The organism is Pseudomonas quasicaspiana (assembly GCF_021147825.1).
Classification (GTDB): Bacteria; Pseudomonadota; Gammaproteobacteria; order Pseudomonadales; family Pseudomonadaceae; genus Aquipseudomonas; species Aquipseudomonas quasicaspiana.
In genome coordinates this window covers 20,716-37,769 of record NZ_JAGTPI010000038.1, presented here as the reverse complement: position 1 = coordinate 37,769, position 17,054 = coordinate 20,716, and the positions used below count along the sequence as shown (strand labels likewise).

The following is a 17,054-nucleotide window of genomic DNA, read 5'->3' as shown; positions in this document are numbered from 1 at the left end:
CTTTCTCTCCGCTAGACGCCTTTGGTAGTGTTTTCCACTACATCTGGCGCTTATCTCCAGCCGAACCGCCTGTCTTCCCGCAAGGTATCGTTCACCTGGGTGAAAAGTTGACAGATGGGTCGAATTTCATTGCTCGTGTACACGCGATCTATCTTTTCGATATCGCCAAATCCAGCGCTGTTTTCCGGGATGATCCCCGCCAGTGCGGGGTTCATGCGCCAAGCTGCGATCACGTCGTTACGGGTGATGTTCTTCACCTTCTCCAATTCGTCTTTGGCCTGGAAATCACCCACTGGGATGATCTGAATGGCTTTCTCCGTCCCTCCGGGGATGTTCACGAACATTGAACGGAAGTTACCGACGCCCTTGCTTGCGGCCATCTGGGCGCGCAGCTCGTTTTCGTCTGCCTCACTCATGTTGGGATCGTTGGTGTAGAAGATGTAACCGGCGTGGGCACCGTTGCTGTAGTAGCGTCGGCGGAACAATGTGGCTGCTTCGTTGAGCAACAACGCCTGCATACCGCCGAGGTAGTCCGGAACGCCGTAGACGTTCTGTTCCACGTCGTAGTTGAAAACGTGCTCAACCTCGTACTGCTCGAATTCCTCTTCCTTGCCATCGGCCAGAAGCCTTAAGAAACCGCCATCGCGCTTGATCCGCATGTTGATGGCTGGCAAGTGCTCCATCTCGATGACTTCGCCAAATGCATTGCGGTGGCGGTACAGGTACATCTCCCCGAACACCATGTAATCCAGCGCCGCACAGCTCATCGTCCGTGTCGACACGCCCAGCGACGGAATAAATTCACGCAGCAGCAGGTTGCGCTTGAACCCGGGAATGGCTCCGTGGTGTGCATTGGCCCGTAACAGTTTGGCCAGGCCTTGGCGCGACACCGGCGGGGTGTACAGACGACCGTCGTGACTGGCGAACACGCCCAAGTACTGCCCGATGTTGTCGGTCAGCACCTGTTCCGGTGCTCCGAATGAAAAGGCCCGCATTGGCCCGGTTGCCGGTTTTGCCTGGTGCTTTGCTGTTTGACGAGCCATTGTTTGCTGATCCACTGAGTGTGTAGCGGCTGGTCCGCTGCTTGTTGGTATTGAGGGGTTCATGGGCCAGGGCATGCATGATTGCCCAAGCCACATCTGCGTGACCTGTGGCGTCGGTGCGCGATGCGCTGTAGGTGATCTGTCCGCTGCCGGTAGTGCCACGCTTGATCGTCAGGAACGCCTGGGCGACATCGTTCCAGCCTGCGTCCCACTCGATCCGGCTGCCGACGATCGTGTCCTGGGCCTTGAGTACCAAGGCGTTCTTGGTCTCAAGGCTGTAGTGGATCGAGGTCGCACGCGGATAGAAGTCGCGCACCATGTCAAACACGCCATACCCAATGCCGGTGGTATCGATTCCGATGTGCTGGACGTTGAAGCGCTCCGTAAGGCGCTTGACCTGCTCGGCCTGGTACTTGAACGACTGCCCACGCCAGCTGTGTTTCTCCAGGATCCGAAACTTGCCCCCGTCCTCGAGCGGCGGTGCGATAACCACACAGGTCGCATCGTCCCGGGTTCGGCTGGGGTCGTAGCCGATCCACACCGGGCTGTTGCCGAATGGGCGCGGGTCGTCGGGATCGTAGTCGGTCCACAGCGCCAGATCGGAGTAGCAGCGTTCCAGATCTTTAAGTGCGAACACGCTTTGGGTGCTGTCGATGAATTTGCACATGAACAGCTGTTCAAATCGATCGTCGTCGTACTCCAGCTGCAGCTGCTCGAGGTCGAACCGATCGCAACCGCCTGCGATCGCGTCCAGGATGGTGATGACCTTGCGCCATTGCCCGTCCGGACACAGTGCCCCGGCCGCGATCTGTCCGTCACTTGGCCATGGATCCTTTGCGGTTTTCTTCTTGCTGTTGCGGAATTTCTCGCCGGTCCAATGCGGATAAGCCTGGTGGCTGACCGCGCTGGGTGTAGAGAAGTAGGTTTTGCGCCATTTCTTGTGGGTCGCCATGGCGCTGGCCACGGTGTTCAGTTTGTCGAAGTCGCGGATCCAGAAATACTCGTCCACGTAGACATGGCCGTGGTGGCCCTGGGCGGTGCTGCTGTTGGTGCTGAGAAAGCGTAACTCTGCCCATGGCTTACCGTCTTTGCTCAGCACGATCGGGTTGCCGGTCAACTCAAGGCCGAACCACTCCTGGGCGAACGCGATGATGTAGCTGCGGAAGATTTCCGACTGGGCGCGGCTGGCCGACAGGAAAATCTGGTTGTCACCGGTTAACACTGCATCCATGAATGCTTCGCCAGCGAAGTAGTAGGTCAGGCCCACCTGGCGGCTTTTCAGGATGTTGCGGGTCCGCGATATAAACGGGTTGATCTTCGCGGCGAACAGCTCTTTCTGATAGCCGTACATCTTGCTGATGAACTTGTCTAAAAAGTCCACCTCGGTTAGTTCGCTTACGTCGTTCTTAGCCGCTTTCTGTTTCTTTTTCCCGCCTTTGTCGCCCCGATCGCCTTTGTCCCGCCGCTCGCTGCGTCGCTCGTCACGACGGTGGCCACCGTCCTCAATCGGATCATTCGCCGGTACAGGCGTGGGCTTTGCGCATTGCTTGGCCAGGCGCTCACGAATGGTCGTCAGTTGCCCCAGTTCGTCCAGTTCGCCCTTGGTCAGGCTCCCGGGTTTGTCCAGGAGCAGGGTGATGCGCCGGCTGACTGCGGTTAGTGGTTCCTCGTCGGTCAGCATGTCCTCCCAACAGCCCTGGCGGATCCAGTAGTAGACGATCCGAACGCTGGGCAGGTTGAGCTGCGCCTGAATTTCCTTCGCTTTGCAGCGTCGTAAAAACAGGCGTTTGGCGGCTTCTTTAACTTCGGTTGAGTAGTACATGGGCCGCAGTCTATGCGGCGAAAACGCTGGAAACGCGGGGTTAAAATCCGTGTTTCTCCTAGATCCTGAAAATAGGACCAAGGCAAAAGTTAACTGATTGTTGGAGGGTCTGAGGCTCCCTATCTTGGCGGCTCAAACCCACCGATTGAGCGCAGTTAACGCCCATGCCCCGTTCCCTTGTTTCGTTCTGGAAACGTGTCGCCACCAGCGGCCCGACCGTTGATGGTCGCGTAATCCTTCCCCAGGAACTGCGCGATATCGCTGAGACGTACAGCACCTCTACTTACACCGCCGTGATCTGGTGTGACCACGAACGCTGGTATGGCTCGCACGGCTCCGTGTTTGCGGTGCGCCTGCTTGAGGGCGTCGAAGGTCTGGAGCCTGGTCAGGTCGCACTGGAAGCGCAACTGAAGCCCAACGACAAGTTGTTGTGGCTCAACGACCAAGGCGAAAAGCTGTTTACCAGCATCGAAATCACCCCGGATTTTGCCAACACGGGCAAGGCCTACCTGACCGGCCTGGCTGTTACAGACGAACCCGCAAGCCTGGGCACTCAAGAACTCTACTTCTCCCGCAAGACCGGCAAGCCAGTGCATTACGCCGCTGCTGTGCCTCTTGGCGCGTTGAAAGAAGAGGAGCCAACCGGCGAGATGGCAAAGCTGTTTGGCATGTTCAGAAGCCTGTTCAAAAGCTTCGGTATTGACGAAGTGCCTGACGAAACCACCCCGAAAAATCCCGAAGAGAAAACCCCAATGGATGAAACCACCGGCACGGCGCTCAAGGCGCTGCGCGACCAAATCCTGATCATCGTTGCAGGTCTGGACACCGTGATCGAAGCGGCTGCAGCCGCAGCCCCTGAACCCGATGCGGCGCTGACCGATGACGTGCAGGCGGCGGTCGATGAGGTTGTGACCAACGCCGAAACCGAGTTCAACCGCAAGCAGCAGGCCAAAGGCAACCAGTCATTGGCCGCCAGTCTCGCTGCGCTGCAGAAAGAATTCAGCGCCCTGAAGGACTCGCCCACCGGCCGTAACCTGTCTAAAACGACAGGCGCTGGCGACCAGAAAAAGCGGGTGCTCTGACATGGCTCAGTCTCTTAGCGCCTATGGCGCGAAAATGTATGCGCAGCTGCAGCTTGCCATCGCTGAAAGCTACGGCGTGGACCTCTCCAGCAGGATGTTCAGCGTCGAACCCTCGATTGCCCAGGAGCTGAACGAGGCGATCACCGCCAAGTCGGACTTCCTGCAGCGCATCAACGTCGTTCCAGTCACCGAGATCAAAGGCCAGAAGGTGTTTCTCGGCGTTTCCGGACCTGTCACCGGTCGCACCAACACCAAAACCAAGGATCGCGAAGCCAAGGACGCCTCGGCTCTCGACTCCGACATGTACGAGCTTTCGTCCACGGAATCGGATGTTGGTCTGCCTTACGCGAAAATCGATGCGTGGGCGAAATTCCCGGACTTCCACCAGAAGTACTCCGCTGCCGTTCAGAAACAGATCGCGCTTGACCGCATCATGGTCGGTTTCCACGGTACCCACGCCGCAGCTCAGACGGATATTGATGCATTCCCGATGCTGCAGGACGTGAACAAGGGCTGGCTGCAGATCGCTCGTGAGCAGATCCCTGAACAGGTGCTTAAAGAAGGCAAGGTTGCTGGCAAAGTCACTCTCGGCGTTGGCGGTGACTACGCGAATCTTGACGCTTTGGTGCATGACACCAAGCAAATGGTGGACGAGCGTCTGCGTGATGGCGGTGACCTGATCGCGATCATCGGCTCTGACCTGCTGGCAGCTGACAAGGCCAAGCTGTACTCCAAGCAAGGCGATGTGCCCACCGAGAAAGAGCGTATTGAAGAAGCCCAGGTCATTGCGACTTATGGCGGCTTGCCAAGCTTTAGCGTGCCGTTTTTCCCGGTCAATGGTGTGGTCGTCACCAGCTTCGACAACTTGTCGATCTACTTCCAGGAGTCCAGCTGGCGCAAACAAACAATCGACAACCCGAAACGCTCTCGCGTCGAGGATTACAACAGCCGTAACGAAGGCTATGTGATCGAGCAGCTCGAGAAGTTCGCGATGACCGAAAACGTCGAACTGGTGACCGCGTGAGCCTGGCACTGGCGCACAAGCGCCGCTTGAAAGCTCTAGGTCCAGCGGCAGCTGTCGCCGGTGCCGTCGCGACCGTCTACTCGGCGGAAACAGCTCTCAACAGTCCGGCCAACGCCAAGAAACATCTGCAACTGATGGTTGATGCCTTGAATGTCGATTTGGACCGGTTGAGTTCGATCGACAGCCTGGAACTGCGTCAGCAGCTCAAGCGCGACGAGCTGCTGCCCAAATACCTGGACTACGTACAGCGTTACCTCGATTCGAAATTGATTTTTCCGAACCCGGTAATGATGCAAGTCCTGGTCTGGCTATTCGACACCCAGCAATTCACCTCGGGCCTGCAGCTGGCCGACGTGGCGATGCTGCAGGAGCAGGAAATGCCGGAGCGCTTCAAGCGCAACGTGCAGACATTCGTTGGCGACCAGGTGATCGACTGGGCCGAGGCCGAATACAAGGCCGGTCGTAGTCCTGAACCTTACGTCTCGGATCTGCTGCACCTGGTCGACGGTGAATGGCAGCTGTTCGAGCGAATTCCTGCTCGCTACCACAAGTTGCTGGGGATCATTTCCCTCGATCTGGAGGAATGGTCTCAGGCCATCGATCACTTTGAACGAGCGGTTGAGCTGTATCCCGAGATCGGCGTCGGAGTTCGCCTGGACGCTGCACGTAAAGCGTTGAAGAAAGCCGAGCTGGCCGCAGTAGAAACCCCACCAACCGAATAACCGACTACCCCCCCGGCGAGAAACTGTGGATGTGAGCCAGCCACTTGTGGCCCTGACCCACTGAAACAGTTTCCTCGCCCCTATTCGAGCGCCCAGCAATGAGCTTTTCAGGTAAACCCACCACCCTTGTGGAACAGATCATCGAGAACGACGGCTTCTGGCCGAACCTCTCCGTGCTCGAGTTCCAGAAGGGTTACCGCCTCCCGGCGGAATACCTGGGCGAGATGCTGGCCGCTGATTTGTCCATGGCCATGGTCGAGGTGAATACCGACCTGGCCACGCTAAAAGCGCGCTGGCAGGGCGCTGGCGTGTCAAACGTTGAATCCGCAGACACCACCATCCTGCCAGAGCGCACCCATCAAACGGCGACCTACAAACGGGCCGTGTATTGCCGCGCCAAGGCCAGCCTGCTGACCCAGTTCGCAACTGTGAACCGTCGTGAAAGCGCCGAAAACATCGGTAAAGAACTGCCCGAGCGATCGGAGACCTTTCTGGCATTCAGTCAGGCCGCTGTGCGATCGCTGCAGGGCCGTGGCCGGATTACGGCGGCGCTGCTGTGATCAAGTTGAAGGCGTTGACCGCCTACCTGATCGAATGCGCCCTCGTTACTCCCGAACAGCTCGATAGCTGGACTGACCAGGTGCAGGTTGAGTTGATCTGGAAGCCGGACGAGAACGGCATGCGCATGGGCGACATGAACTACGGCGCGACCATCGTGCTGGAGCGTTTTGCCGATAACCCGGCCCGGCTCTTTGCCCTGGTCGGCAGTTGGTTGGAAACCTACGACCAGGACCGTGACGGCCTGCCTCAAGTCGTGTTTGACGTGACCATGTTGGACAACGATCTGGCGGACGTCGACATCAAGCTGCAGTTCACCGAGGCGCAGTACCTGAGCGAGGACGATGACGGCGAGATCAAGGTCGGCGATAAGTCCTATTCCTTCAAGCCCTACGAGCTGTGGGTTGCCGAAGAAGGCGAGGTGACCAGCCGTGGCGCGTAGCACGTTTGAACGCGATGTACGCGGCATGCTCGATGTCGACAAGCAACTGGCCTTGCTAGAGCTGCGCCCCCAGTTGCGCCGCCGTTTGCTCAACAACGTCAGCAAGCGCGTGCGCAGTGCCAGCCGCAAGCGGGTCCGTGATCAGCAGAACCTGGACGGCACGCCGTTCGAGGCGCGCAAAGGCTCGTCCAAGGGCAAAAAGAAAATGGAGTCCGGGCTGGCCAAGCTGCTGGAGGTCACCCGGCTGGACGCTGACGAGGCCGAACTGGGCTGGCGCAACGCGCTGACCCGCTGGGTTGCGACCCAGCAGCACAACGGCGTTTCCGAGCGTCGTACCGCCGCCCAGATGCGCCAGTGGAACAAGGTTCCCGAAGGCCTGGCTGCGACCGAAAAGCAGGCCAAGCGTCTGCGCCGTCTCGGTTTCAATGTCCGCCAGGCAGGCAAGAAAACCCTTACACGTCCGTCCGTGGCGTGGATTCAAGAGCATGTGAACTACGCCAAGGCGGGTCTGCTGATCCGCATCCTGGACGACGAACAATCCGAATCTTCTGGCGCGCAGAGCTGGGAAATAACCCTGCCCAAACGCCAGTTCCTCGGCCCCGGTACCGAAGCGGAAACCACCGCACTGGTGAACCTGGTGCTGGAAAAAATCCTTAATTCTCAACGTTAACGAGGCACTGCATGGCACTCGGCAAAGTCAGCGTCAACAATCTCAACCTCAGTCAGGGCGCTGTCACCCAGGTCGAGAACTATTTCATTTTCATCGGTCCCGGCCCCAAGAGCCAGGGCCAGGTGATCGCACTCAACACCGACAGCGATCTGGACGTGATGCTCGGCGTTCCGGCCAGCGCGTTGAAAACGCAGGTGACGGCGGCGCGCCTCAACGGTGGCGATCGCTGGGCATGCCTGGCCATCCCGACGGGTGCTGACAAGACCTGGCAGGACGCGCTCACCTCTGCGCTGCAGCACAACTATTCGTTTGAAGCCATTGTGATCTGCACGCCAGTGACCGCTGGTGACGAGCTGGAGGACATGCACGAAGCAGCGATCGGCCTGCAGAACACTTACGGGCGTCGTGCGTTCGTCATGGCCTCGTCGGTGGGCATCGAACCGACCATGACCTGGTCGCAGTACACCACCGCCCAGAAGGCAATCACCGACGGCATCGCCGCGCCGCGAGTTCTCTGCGTGCCGCTGTTGCACGGCAATGATCTGGGGGTGCTGGCCGGTCGCCTGGCTAACGCGGCTGTCAGCATCGCTGACAGTCCGATGCGCGTGGCCACCGGCGCTGTGATGGGGCTGGGTGACATTCCGGTGGACTCCGAGGGCGTACCGCTGACGTCTGCCGTTCGCTTCGAGCTGGACAAGTCGCGCTTCTCGGTCAGCCAGACCTACCCGGACTACGAGGGCGTGTACTGGGGTGACGGCAACATGCTGGACACCCCGGGCAGCGACTTCCTGGTGATCGAGTACCTACGGATTGTCGACAAGGCCGCCCGCCAGGTTCGCCCGCTGCTGATCCGTCGTGTGGGTGACCGCAGCCTGAACAGCAGCGCCGCGAGCATGGCCAGCAACAAAACGTACCTGATGACCCCGCTGCGTGCGATGGCCAAGTCCACCAGCTTTGCCGGTCGCGTGTTCCCGGGCGAGATCGAGACGCCGTCTGATGACGCAATTGTCCTCACCTGGAAGAGCAAAACAGCGGTCGAGGCTTACATCAGCGTCCGTCCTCTCAACTGCCCGAAAGACCTGACCGCGAACATCGCGCTCGATCTTTCCACTCCGGAGTAAACCCCCATGTCTGCAAAGATTGGCGGCAAGAACTTCGACATTACCTTGGGCGATCTCGCCATTCATGTCGAAGCCTGCACCCTCGATATCACCGATAACACCGCCGTGGCGCAAACCCGGGGCGTACCCAATGGCCATGTGGATGGCGACGTGGCTGCTGCAGGCGAAATGGAGCTGGACACCACCAACTTCAATCTCCTGATCGAGGCGGCGAAAACGGCCGGCAGTTTCCGGGAGTTGCCGCTGTTCGATAACGTTTTTTTCGCCAAAGCAGGCGAAGAGGAACTGCGCATTGAGGCGTTCGGCTGCAAGTTGCGCCTGTCCAGCCTGCTGAGCATCGATCCCAAGGGTGCGACCAAGAACACCCACAAGATCCCGTACGACGTCACCAGTCCGGACTTCGTGAAGATCAACGGCGTGCCGTACCTGGCCTCGTCTGAAATCGAAGGGCTGACCTGATGGTGTGCCCGTTCGATCGCGCCCAAGCCCTGGAACAGCGGCAACGCGACCAGGCCATAGCGGCCCAGCTTGCCCGCTCGCGATCCAGCGGGCCAAGCCTGACCCATTGCGAAGATTGCGACAAACCCATTCCGGCAGCGCGTCAGGCGCTGGGCGGCATGACTCGTTGCGTGCCGTGCCAGACCATTTGCGAGAAAGAGGCTCATCGATGAGCGCGAATCAGGTTGCTCAAGACACCACGATTGCGGTCATCAAGGTCGCGCCCGCCATCGGTGTAGCCGCCACGGGTGCCACGGGCACAGTCGACTGGACGTCGGTGGCCTACATGCTGACTGCGTTGTACATGGTCCTGCAGATCGTGTTGCTGGTTCCCAAGTACCGCCAGATGCTGCGCGATTGGAAGCAAAAGCCATGAGCCTGCGCGGACAAATTATGAGGGGCGCACTGGTGCTCTGCAGTTCCAGCCTGGTGCTGTTTCTGGGCACGTGGGAAGGCAACGGCCAGAACGTCGTTTACCCGGACCAGCTGGCCCGTGGACTGCCTACGGTGTGCAAAGGGATTACCCGACACACCAGCCCGTATCCCGTGGTGGTGGGTGACTTCTGGTCGGATGAGCGCTGCGCCGAGGTGGAACACCTGGTGATCGAAAAGGGCCAGTTGACCCTGGCCGACTGCCTGACCAATCAGGCGATCGGGCAGAACACCTTCGACGCGCTGTCCAGCCATGGCCACAACTTCGGCAACCCGACCACGTGCGCCAGTCGTGCCGTGGGCCTGATCAATGCCGGACGGATTGCAGAGGGCTGCAGGGCATTGGCCTGGGCACCGGACGGCAAGACACCCGTGTGGGCCTACGTCACCGATGCCCAGGGCAAGAAATCGTTTGTGCGTGGCCTGCACGCCAGGCGCTTGGCCGAAATGGAGCTGTGCCTGAAATGACGATCACCCCAATGCGCTTTGTATTCGCAGTCCTGCTCACGGCGCTGATCCCGCTGTTCTTCTTCGTCCAGGTGGTGAAGGAACGGAACACGGCCGTCCACGAGCTGCAGCAGGCCAAGGCCGATGTGAACACCTTGCTCAACCACGCGAATTTGATGGCTCAAAGGCTCGCAGCTCGTGATGCGATCGACCTGAAACGTACCCAGGAACTTAAAGATGCGCTCGATCAAAACCAGTCTCTGCGCCGCGATGTTGACGATGGCAGTCAGCGGCTGCTCGTCAAAGCCCGTTGTCCCGCCCCAGGACTGCCCGCTGCCGCCGGAACCGCCAGCCTGGCTAATGCTGGATCCGCCGAACTCGCAGCAGACGCTCGACCGGATTATTTCACCCTCCGAGACCAGCTCGCCCTCAGCAAGCAAATGATTCTCGGGCTGCAGGACTACATCCGCCAGGTCGCGCTGCGCGCACCGGCAAAACCCTGATTTTTCTCAAACCACTGTTAACGGATAACACCATGACCGACGTAAACCGCGACATCACCCTGGAAATCAAAGGCACCGACTTCGTATTCCACCTGACCCCTCAGGACGTGACCAAGTACTTCAACGCCACCACCCAGGCCAACAAGGTCGCACCGGCCAACAACTTGCTGTCGGGCACCATCAAGCAGGAACAGAAGGCCGACCTGAAACCGTTCCTGGCTAACCCGGTGACCGTGATGGAGCTGGCCGGTGCGCTGCTCGAGGAGTACTCGCCTGATATCGGTCTGGTCGTAAAAAAGTCCTCGAGCACGCTGAGCGCTTAAACGACGACGCTCTGGGCCAGTTACTGGCCCTGACCAACCGCTGGCTACCTGGTACTGAACCGACCATCGAGAACATGGGGGTGGCCAAGTGGCTGGAGGACGAACACTGGAGACGCATGGAGATTGCCGTTGCCAACGGCATCGCCCATGCGCTGAACGGATAAAACCCCATGGCTGACCGCAGTGCCCGCTTGGCCTTCATCCTGAGTCTGACCGACAAGGTCAGTGCTCCATTGGGCAAGGTCAAAACCAGCTTCTCCGACCTGGCCACCCAGGGCGAAGCCAACATCAGGCAGATGGGGCTTGGCTTGGGCGGGATGATCGGTGCAGCCAAGGGCATCAGTGAGTCCCTGGAACCGGCGCTGGAAATGAACCGCGCCCTGGGCGAAGTCCGATCGCTGGGCGTTGCCGAGGACGCGCTGACCTCCCTGAATCAAAAAGCCCTGGAGTTCTCCACGAACTACGGGACCAACGCCCGGGATTTTGCCGCTTCGGCCTACAGCATTTCGGGCGCGATCAAGGGACTGGTAGGCACTCAGCTGGCCACCTTCACCAACACCAGCAACCTGTTGGCCAAGGCGACCAAGTCCGACGCCGATACCATGGGCGCGTACGTCGGCACCATGTACAACCTGTTCAAGACCTCGGCCGATTCCATGGGCAAAAGCCAGTGGGTCGAGAAGCTGGGCGGGCAAACGGCGTTGGCCGCCCAGCTGTTCCGCACCGACGGCGCGCAGCTCAAGGACGCCTTCAAGGAAGTCGGCCAGATCGCCAATACGGCGGGTGTCGATATCGCCGAGCAGTTCGCGGTGATCGGCACGCTGAGCAGCACCATGGAAGGCGGCGATGCGGGCGGCCTGTACAAGTCGTTCTTCGAGAACATCGGCTCGGCATCGGAAAAGCTCAAGCTGAAATTCACCGAACAGAACGGCCAGCTGATGCCCATGGCCGACATTCTGGCGAAGCTGGAAGGCAAATTCGGTGATCTGAACAGTGCCGCAGCAGGCGCGAAGCTGACCGAGGCATTCGGCGGGGAGGGCGCACGCGTCATCACCGCGCTGGCCAAAGACACCGACCGGTTCAAGAGCAGTCTGGATCAGTTGGGCAAAGTCCGCGGACTGGAAAACGCCGAGAAGATGGCCAAGGCGATGGTGGATCCGTGGCAGCAGTTCGGCGCCGCTGTTGTCGCGCTGCGTGTGTCGTTTGGTCAGGCGTTGATTCCGATGCTCACGCCGTTGATGGACAAGCTGGTCAGCATTGCCTCTACGCTGACCCGCTGGACGCAGATCTTCCCGAACATTACCCGGGTGATCGGTGCCACGGTGTTGATCATCCTCGGCCTGGTCGCGGCGATGTCCGCCGTCACCCTGGTGGTGGGTATCAGCAAGATGGCATGGCTGGGCGCGCTCACCGTCTGGAAGCTGCTCAACTGGCAGGGCTACAAGTCCATTGCCATGTTCATCTTTCACACAGTCATGGTCGCCGGATTCGTGGTCGCCCTGATTGCCATGTACACCTGGATGGCCACCGTCAGGGTCGGAATGATGCTTTGGCAGGGTGCGATCTGGCTGGTCAACGCCGCGCTGATGGCCAACCCGATCATCCTGATCGTTGCGGGGATTCTCGCCCTGGTCGCTGTTGTGATCGCGGCGGTTGTGTACTGGGACCAGTGGACCAGCGCGCTGATGAACACCGCCGCATTTCAGTGGATCCAGAAGCAACTTGATGGGCTGAAAAGCTGGTTCGGCACGATCGGCGGCTGGACCGGCATGGCCAAATCCGCATGGGACGGCATCGTCGGGATCTTTCGCAACGCCATCAAGGGGTTGATCGACATGATCAACAAGATCCCAGGCGTGCAGATCGATGCGAGCTTCGGGGATCTGCCGCAGCCACCGCAACTGCCGGGTATGACCGCGCCTCTGGTCACCACACCTTCACTCGCTGAACAGACCGAGCAAGCCCGCAAAAACATGAACGCCGGTACCGGGGGCGGTCTGTCGCCTGCGCGGCCGAACGCGGTACCGCCTGGCGGGCTGCTGACCAGCATTCAGAACAACAACAGCAGCCAGACCAAGGGCACGCACATCGAAAACATGAACATCAACACAGCCAAGCCTATGACCCCTCTGGAGCTGGAAAACATGATGGCGATGGGGGTTGGCGGATGAGCGAATACATCGATTTGCTGATCGCCGACAACGACCTGGTACTGGATCTGTCGCAGCAACCCACTCTGGTGGACGACCGCGCCTGCATCGCCCAGGACATCGCCCACATGATCCGCGACAGCGGGTTGCTGGTCACGCTGGTGGCTGAGCGCTCAACGCTGCGTCAGCGCGACTGCATCCAGCAAATGGAGCTGCTGGTGGAAGACGACGAACGCCTGGTACCGGGCACGGCGCAAATCACCCAGGTCGAACCGGGATTGTTCCTGGTCACGGCCACCACCCTGAAATTCGGAACCCTTGAGGTGAACCTGTGAGTGACGTTGATTTTAAGCAGGCGCTCACTGACGCCGGTATCCCAACCACCGAGGCAGGCCTGCGCGCTGCGTGGGAGGCTGAAGTAGTCGCCCAAGGCGCAAAAGTGGCGAACACCAGTGCGTATTCGCCGTTCTGGCGGGTGGTGACGGCGCTCATCACCAAGCCGGTGATGTGGATCCTGCAGTTCCTGATCACGACGGTGCTGCCGAACTTCTTCGTCAAAACCGCGACCGGCACCTGGCTGGAAATGCTGGCCTGGGCGGTGAACGTCGAGCGCAAAGGCGCGACCAAGGCCAGCGGCCTGTTGCTGTTCACTCGCACTGCTGCAGGCGGCGCACTGGTGGTCGAGGCCGGTACCGTGGTGCAGTCCGCCTCGATCAACGGACACGTCTACCAGTTGGTGACCACCGCCCAAGGCGTGTTTGCCGATGGCCTGATGCAACTGCAGATCCCGGTCGAGGCGGTGGAAAGCGGATCCGGATTTAACCTGGCCCCGGGTTACTACGCGATTTTGCCGGTACCGGTACCGGGCATTGCCCAGGTGGTAAACAACGACGGCTGGTTGTCGGTACCAGGTGCGGATCCGGAGCCGGACGACGAGCTGCGCCTGCGCACCCGTAACCAGTTTTCGGCGGTCAATCAGTGGCACACCGACTCGGTGTACAAGGCCATGATCTCGGCCTTCCCGGGCGTACGTCCGGATGGCGTGTACTTCGAGCACGGTGCCCCGCGTGGCCCGGGCAGCGCCAATGCCTATGTCTTGTTCGAGGCCGACGTGCCCGCCGCGACTTACCTGGAGCAGATCAACGCGCACATTCGTGACCAGGGCAACCATGGGCATGGTGATGATCTGCTGGTGATGACTATGCCGGAAACCTTCCACACGCTGCAGCTGCAGATCTGGCCGCTGTCGACGCTCACGGACGTCCAGCGCGAAACCCTGCAGGCCAACGCCGAGCAGTTCATTCGCGCCGCCTTCCGCGAAAGCACCGCCGCCGATTATCAGCCGACGCTGACCTACCCGCAGTCGCGCTTCTCGTTCAGCCGCCTGGGTGAAGAACTGCACCAGCAATTCCCTGGCATTGAGTCGCTGCACTTCACCACGGCGGACATCGTGTCGGAGCTGAGCATTCCCCGCATCGAGTCGCTGCAGGTGGTGCTCAATGATTAAGCTCAATTTGAAGTTCTGGCTGGCCGGTACCGAGCTGACCAAGATCAAGGACGCCGCCCAGTCCTGGTGGGAGCGGGTCGAACAGTGGCTGGGCTGGCCACTGCTGCAGCTCGATGCCGAGACCTGTCACCCGGTCATGCTCGATCTGCTCGCCTGGCAGCGGGACATCACGCGCTTCAAGGGTGAACCCGAAAGCCTGTATCGCCTGCGCGTAAAGCACGCCTTCATCAACGCGGTCGACGCCGGGAGCACGGCCGGGATGAAACGCATCCTGGTGCGCTTGGGCGTTGGCTATGTCGAGATCGAGGAGCGTCAGCCCGACCGTGACTGGGACGTGGTGTTACTGCGTTTCTCCGACTCTCAACTTTCCCAGAACCCCGAGCTGCTGCGTGTGCTGATCCAGCAATACGGCCGCACCTGCCGCCGCTACGACTTCACGACCATCACCCCGATCCAGCTGACCGTTGGCATCGTTCACTTCAATGACGACCAGCAGACGCTGGTGGCCAGCCTGTAGGAGTTCCCATGGCAGCCAGCATTACCCTTGCAGGTGAAAACCTGATTGCTCAGAAACAAGCCGCAAACGCGGGCCTGAAAGTGGCCCGCTTCATTTTTGCCAACGTTCCAGGACTCGACACCAGTGCCCCGGTCGATCGCGCTGCCAGCAAACCACCAGCGGCGCAGATCGTCCTTAGTTACCTGATTCCGGACGAGAACGCCGGTTACGTAAACCCTAATCAGGTCGTGTACAGCGCGCAGATCGGTTCTGACGTAGGAGATTGGGACTTCAACTGGATTGGCCTTGAAAGCGCCGAGGGCACACTGTTCGCCGTGGCCTATGTGCCAATCCAGCAAAAGCGCCGCAATATCCCGCCGCTGCAGATCGGCAACAACGTGACCCGTAACTTCCTCGTCGTGTTTGACGGGGCCCAGGCGCTGACCGGCATCACGATTGACGCAAACACCTGGCAGCACGACTTCACGGTGCGCCTGGCGGGCATCGATGAGCGCGAACGCCAAAGCAACCGCGACGTGTTTGGTCGGGCCTGTTTCTTCGGCAGCTCCCTGCAGGTAGAAAAGGCCGGCGCGACGTACCAGGTCAAACCCGGGACGGCCTACGTGGAGGGCATCCGTCTGCAGCGCTCGACTGCTTTGGTGATCGTGCCGCCAGCGTTTCCTACCACTGCCTGGCTGGACGTCTCGCTGCAGCGCGAGCTGAGCGATGTTGTTGCGAGCTGGCAGGTGGTGTTCGGTGCCGATCGCCCGGACTACAGCGACAGCCTGGGCGTTAAACACTACTGCGTGCCGCTGGCTGACCTGACAAGCGCCAATGCCATTGTCGATCGTCGTTCGGTAGAGGCGATCGGCGGGCCGCTGGTGCAGCACTTTGCCGCCCGGGTGGGTGACTACCCCAACCTGCGAGCACGGGCTACGACGAAGGACGACGTGAAGCTGGGCAACATTCCAAACGCGATCAGCGATGACTCAGAGACCAACAGCAGCGAGATTCTGGCCACCACCAAAGCAGTGAAGTCTGTCGGCGTGCTGATCTGGGAAACAATCAACAAGATCATTTCGGGTGCCACTGCCGTCGGTAAAGCCAAGCAGTTATCTACCGCGCGCACCATTGAGTTGACCGGGGCTGTCACGGGGTCGACCACGTTCGATGGCTCTCAGAACATCACCATCGCGGCGACTCCTTCCCAGGCTACTGAGGCGACGGCGGGAGGTGCCAAGGTGGCGACTCTGGCCCAGGTGAATGCCGGGACGGATGACACGGCCTATGTGACTCCAAATAAATTGCGGTGGGGGTTCGCGATTAGCCTGACCGTGAATGGGTACATCGTGTTTCCCAGCTGGTTAGGCGGCCTGATTGCTCAGTGGGGGAAATCGGCAGCCTCAGTCGGGGATGGGGATGTACAGATCCCTTTTCCCCTTTATTTCCCTAACAACGTGTTCAGCGTCGTGGACACCTTTGGTTATCCAGACACGACGCGGATCAACAGCGGCGTCACTGCGCAGGTCCGAAACATTACCAAAACCGGCTTCGTCGGCATTCGAGAGGACATAGGAACGCTGACATCAATCCCGAACGGATTCATCAACTGGTTTGCGGTGGGTAACTGACCATGAAACGCTTTTATAGCCCGAGCACACAAAACACCTATCTCGTCGGCATTAACTCGCAGGCGATGCCGGCCGATGCGGTTGAGATCTCCGAGGCTCGTTACCTTGAGGTTATCGCCAACCCACCGCTGGGCAAGACCCGCAGCCATGATGCCAATGGCCTGCCGTTTCTGAGCGATACGCCCCAACCGACGCTGGAGGAGCTAGCTGCAGCCGCTCACTCGCGCCAGGTAGAAACCATCAACCTTGCCTGCGAATCCGCTATCACTGCGGGCTTCGACTCGGCCGCTCTGGGCGCGATGCACTACTACACCAGCCAGTTGGACGATCAGATGAACCTGACGGGGGCTGTGTTGAGCGGTACCGAAATGCTTTACGCCTGCCGCGACGAGCAGGGCATCAAGGCCTTTCGGCTGCACACAGCCGATCAGCTGCGCCAGGTGCGTGACGACTTCACTCAATACACGCTGCAGTTACTGCAGCGCGCCTTCGAACTAAAGCAGCGCATTGACCAGGCACTGGCTGCGGGCGACCTGGACGCTATCAACGCGGTGAGCTGGGAGAGCGAGCAGTGAACCTCTGG

General features: G+C 59.9%; 22 protein-coding genes. 20 read left to right on the top strand and 2 right to left on the bottom strand.

What is annotated here, in order from left to right; translation table 11 throughout:
- Positions 1-50: 50 nt before the first annotated feature.
- Together KDX30_RS19890 and KDX30_RS19885 are read right to left on the bottom strand one after the other, a co-directional pair.
- The gene (locus KDX30_RS19890) at positions 51-890 is read right to left on the bottom strand and encodes a phage portal protein (protein ID WP_231677309.1); all 840 of its coding nucleotides are present in this window, start codon (positions 888-890) and stop codon (positions 51-53) included.
- Entirely contained in the window at positions 802-2,865 is a 2,064-nt protein-coding gene (locus tag KDX30_RS19885) for a terminase large subunit domain-containing protein (RefSeq protein WP_231677293.1), read from the bottom strand. Before KDX30_RS19885 ends, KDX30_RS19890 begins: the two co-directional genes overlap by 89 nt.
- A gap of 164 nt (positions 2,866-3,029) precedes the next feature.
- Here KDX30_RS19885 and KDX30_RS19880 point away from each other — a divergent pair, with 164 nt between their 5' ends.
- The 20 genes from KDX30_RS19880 (at position 3,030) to KDX30_RS19790 (ending at position 17,046) form a co-directional block, all read left to right on the top strand.
- Positions 3,030-3,947: a GPO family capsid scaffolding protein gene (locus tag KDX30_RS19880; RefSeq protein WP_231677292.1), complete on the top strand. Its 918-nt coding sequence runs from the start codon at positions 3,030-3,032 to the stop codon at positions 3,945-3,947.
- Position 3,948: 1 nt separating this feature from the next.
- Positions 3,949-4,971: a phage major capsid protein, P2 family gene (locus KDX30_RS19875; protein ID WP_231677291.1), complete on the top strand. Its 1,023-nt coding sequence runs from the start codon at positions 3,949-3,951 to the stop codon at positions 4,969-4,971.
- Complete coding sequence (gpM, locus tag KDX30_RS19870) at positions 4,968-5,693, top strand: phage terminase small subunit (protein ID WP_231677290.1); 726 nt, start codon at positions 4,968-4,970, stop codon at positions 5,691-5,693. Before KDX30_RS19875 ends, gpM begins: the two co-directional genes overlap by 4 nt.
- 98 nt (positions 5,694-5,791) lie before the next feature.
- The gene (locus KDX30_RS19865) at positions 5,792-6,253 is read left to right on the top strand and encodes a head completion/stabilization protein (protein WP_231677289.1); all 462 of its coding nucleotides are present in this window, start codon (positions 5,792-5,794) and stop codon (positions 6,251-6,253) included.
- Positions 6,250-6,693, top strand: a complete 444-nt coding sequence (locus KDX30_RS19860; RefSeq protein ID WP_231677288.1) for a phage tail protein — start codon at positions 6,250-6,252, stop codon at positions 6,691-6,693. Before KDX30_RS19865 ends, KDX30_RS19860 begins: the two co-directional genes overlap by 4 nt.
- A complete protein-coding gene (locus KDX30_RS19855) occupies positions 6,683-7,363 on the top strand; it encodes a phage virion morphogenesis protein (protein WP_231677287.1) in 681 nt (226 codons plus the stop codon). Before KDX30_RS19860 ends, KDX30_RS19855 begins: the two co-directional genes overlap by 11 nt.
- A gap of 11 nt (positions 7,364-7,374) precedes the next feature.
- The gene (locus KDX30_RS19850) at positions 7,375-8,484 is read left to right on the top strand and encodes a DUF2586 domain-containing protein (protein WP_231677286.1); all 1,110 of its coding nucleotides are present in this window, start codon (positions 7,375-7,377) and stop codon (positions 8,482-8,484) included.
- 6 nt (positions 8,485-8,490) lie between these two features.
- Entirely contained in the window at positions 8,491-8,943 is a 453-nt protein-coding gene (locus tag KDX30_RS19845) for a DUF2597 family protein (RefSeq protein WP_231677285.1), read from the top strand.
- The gene (locus tag KDX30_RS19840; RefSeq protein ID WP_231677284.1) at positions 8,943-9,155 is read left to right on the top strand and encodes a TraR/DksA family transcriptional regulator; all 213 of its coding nucleotides are present in this window, start codon (positions 8,943-8,945) and stop codon (positions 9,153-9,155) included. Before KDX30_RS19845 ends, KDX30_RS19840 begins: the two co-directional genes overlap by 1 nt.
- A complete protein-coding gene (locus KDX30_RS19835) occupies positions 9,152-9,358 on the top strand; it encodes a hypothetical protein (RefSeq protein WP_231677283.1) in 207 nt (68 codons plus the stop codon). Before KDX30_RS19840 ends, KDX30_RS19835 begins: the two co-directional genes overlap by 4 nt.
- Complete coding sequence (locus KDX30_RS19830; protein WP_231677282.1) at positions 9,355-9,882, top strand: lysozyme; 528 nt, start codon at positions 9,355-9,357, stop codon at positions 9,880-9,882. The genes KDX30_RS19835 and KDX30_RS19830 overlap by 4 nt, the downstream gene beginning before the upstream one ends.
- Entirely contained in the window at positions 9,879-10,364 is a 486-nt protein-coding gene (locus tag KDX30_RS19825) for a lysis system i-spanin subunit Rz (RefSeq protein ID WP_231677281.1), read from the top strand. The genes KDX30_RS19830 and KDX30_RS19825 overlap by 4 nt, the downstream gene beginning before the upstream one ends.
- Positions 10,365-10,396: 32 nt before the next feature.
- Positions 10,397-10,687: a putative phage tail assembly chaperone gene (locus KDX30_RS19820; protein ID WP_231677280.1), complete on the top strand. Its 291-nt coding sequence runs from the start codon at positions 10,397-10,399 to the stop codon at positions 10,685-10,687.
- A 23-nt stretch (positions 10,688-10,710) separates the two neighbouring features.
- Positions 10,711-10,851 (top strand): DUF6890 family protein, encoded by a 141-nt coding sequence (locus KDX30_RS29870; RefSeq protein ID WP_406643956.1) that lies wholly within the window; start codon positions 10,711-10,713, stop codon positions 10,849-10,851.
- 6 nt (positions 10,852-10,857) lie between these two features.
- Positions 10,858-12,858, top strand: a complete 2,001-nt coding sequence (locus KDX30_RS19815) for a phage tail tape measure protein (RefSeq protein WP_231677279.1) — start codon at positions 10,858-10,860, stop codon at positions 12,856-12,858.
- Positions 12,855-13,172, top strand: coding sequence for a DUF2590 family protein (locus KDX30_RS19810; protein ID WP_231677278.1), 318 nt, complete (start codon positions 12,855-12,857; stop codon positions 13,170-13,172). Before KDX30_RS19815 ends, KDX30_RS19810 begins: the two co-directional genes overlap by 4 nt.
- Positions 13,169-14,344, top strand: a complete 1,176-nt coding sequence (locus tag KDX30_RS19805) for a baseplate J/gp47 family protein (RefSeq protein WP_231677277.1) — start codon at positions 13,169-13,171, stop codon at positions 14,342-14,344. Before KDX30_RS19810 ends, KDX30_RS19805 begins: the two co-directional genes overlap by 4 nt.
- Complete coding sequence (locus tag KDX30_RS19800; protein ID WP_231677276.1) at positions 14,337-14,861, top strand: phage tail protein; 525 nt, start codon at positions 14,337-14,339, stop codon at positions 14,859-14,861. Before KDX30_RS19805 ends, KDX30_RS19800 begins: the two co-directional genes overlap by 8 nt.
- Positions 14,862-14,869: 8 nt before the next feature.
- A complete protein-coding gene (locus KDX30_RS19795; protein ID WP_231677275.1) occupies positions 14,870-16,471 on the top strand; it encodes a phage tail-collar fiber domain-containing protein in 1,602 nt (533 codons plus the stop codon).
- 2 nt (positions 16,472-16,473) lie between these two features.
- Positions 16,474-17,046 carry a DUF4376 domain-containing protein gene (locus tag KDX30_RS19790; RefSeq protein WP_231677274.1) on the top strand — a complete coding sequence of 191 codons (573 nt, stop codon included), beginning with the start codon at positions 16,474-16,476 and terminating at the stop codon, positions 17,044-17,046.
- The last annotated feature ends 8 nt before the right edge of the window (positions 17,047-17,054 follow it).

Coding starts and splice junctions, on each gene's coding strand:
- KDX30_RS19835 (WP_231677283.1), top strand. CDS start 9,152: ATGAGCGCGAATCAGGTTGCTCAAGACACCACGATTGCGGTCATCAAG.
- KDX30_RS19825 (WP_231677281.1), top strand. CDS start 9,879: ATGACGATCACCCCAATGCGCTTTGTATTCGCAGTCCTGCTCACGGCG.
- KDX30_RS19845 (WP_231677285.1), top strand. CDS start 8,491: ATGTCTGCAAAGATTGGCGGCAAGAACTTCGACATTACCTTGGGCGAT.
- KDX30_RS19815 (WP_231677279.1), top strand. CDS start 10,858: ATGGCTGACCGCAGTGCCCGCTTGGCCTTCATCCTGAGTCTGACCGAC.
- KDX30_RS19820 (WP_231677280.1), top strand. CDS start 10,397: ATGACCGACGTAAACCGCGACATCACCCTGGAAATCAAAGGCACCGAC.
- KDX30_RS19840 (WP_231677284.1), top strand. CDS start 8,943: ATGGTGTGCCCGTTCGATCGCGCCCAAGCCCTGGAACAGCGGCAACGC.
- KDX30_RS19790 (WP_231677274.1), top strand. CDS start 16,474: ATGAAACGCTTTTATAGCCCGAGCACACAAAACACCTATCTCGTCGGC.
- KDX30_RS19850 (WP_231677286.1), top strand. CDS start 7,375: ATGGCACTCGGCAAAGTCAGCGTCAACAATCTCAACCTCAGTCAGGGC.
- KDX30_RS19865 (WP_231677289.1), top strand. CDS start 5,792: ATGAGCTTTTCAGGTAAACCCACCACCCTTGTGGAACAGATCATCGAG.
- KDX30_RS19875 (WP_231677291.1), top strand. CDS start 3,949: ATGGCTCAGTCTCTTAGCGCCTATGGCGCGAAAATGTATGCGCAGCTG.
- KDX30_RS19885 (WP_231677293.1), bottom strand. CDS start 2,865: ATGTACTACTCAACCGAAGTTAAAGAAGCCGCCAAACGCCTGTTTTTA.
- KDX30_RS19830 (WP_231677282.1), top strand. CDS start 9,355: ATGAGCCTGCGCGGACAAATTATGAGGGGCGCACTGGTGCTCTGCAGT.
- KDX30_RS19800 (WP_231677276.1), top strand. CDS start 14,337: ATGATTAAGCTCAATTTGAAGTTCTGGCTGGCCGGTACCGAGCTGACC.
- KDX30_RS19795 (WP_231677275.1), top strand. CDS start 14,870: ATGGCAGCCAGCATTACCCTTGCAGGTGAAAACCTGATTGCTCAGAAA.
- KDX30_RS19880 (WP_231677292.1), top strand. CDS start 3,030: ATGCCCCGTTCCCTTGTTTCGTTCTGGAAACGTGTCGCCACCAGCGGC.
- KDX30_RS19810 (WP_231677278.1), top strand. CDS start 12,855: ATGAGCGAATACATCGATTTGCTGATCGCCGACAACGACCTGGTACTG.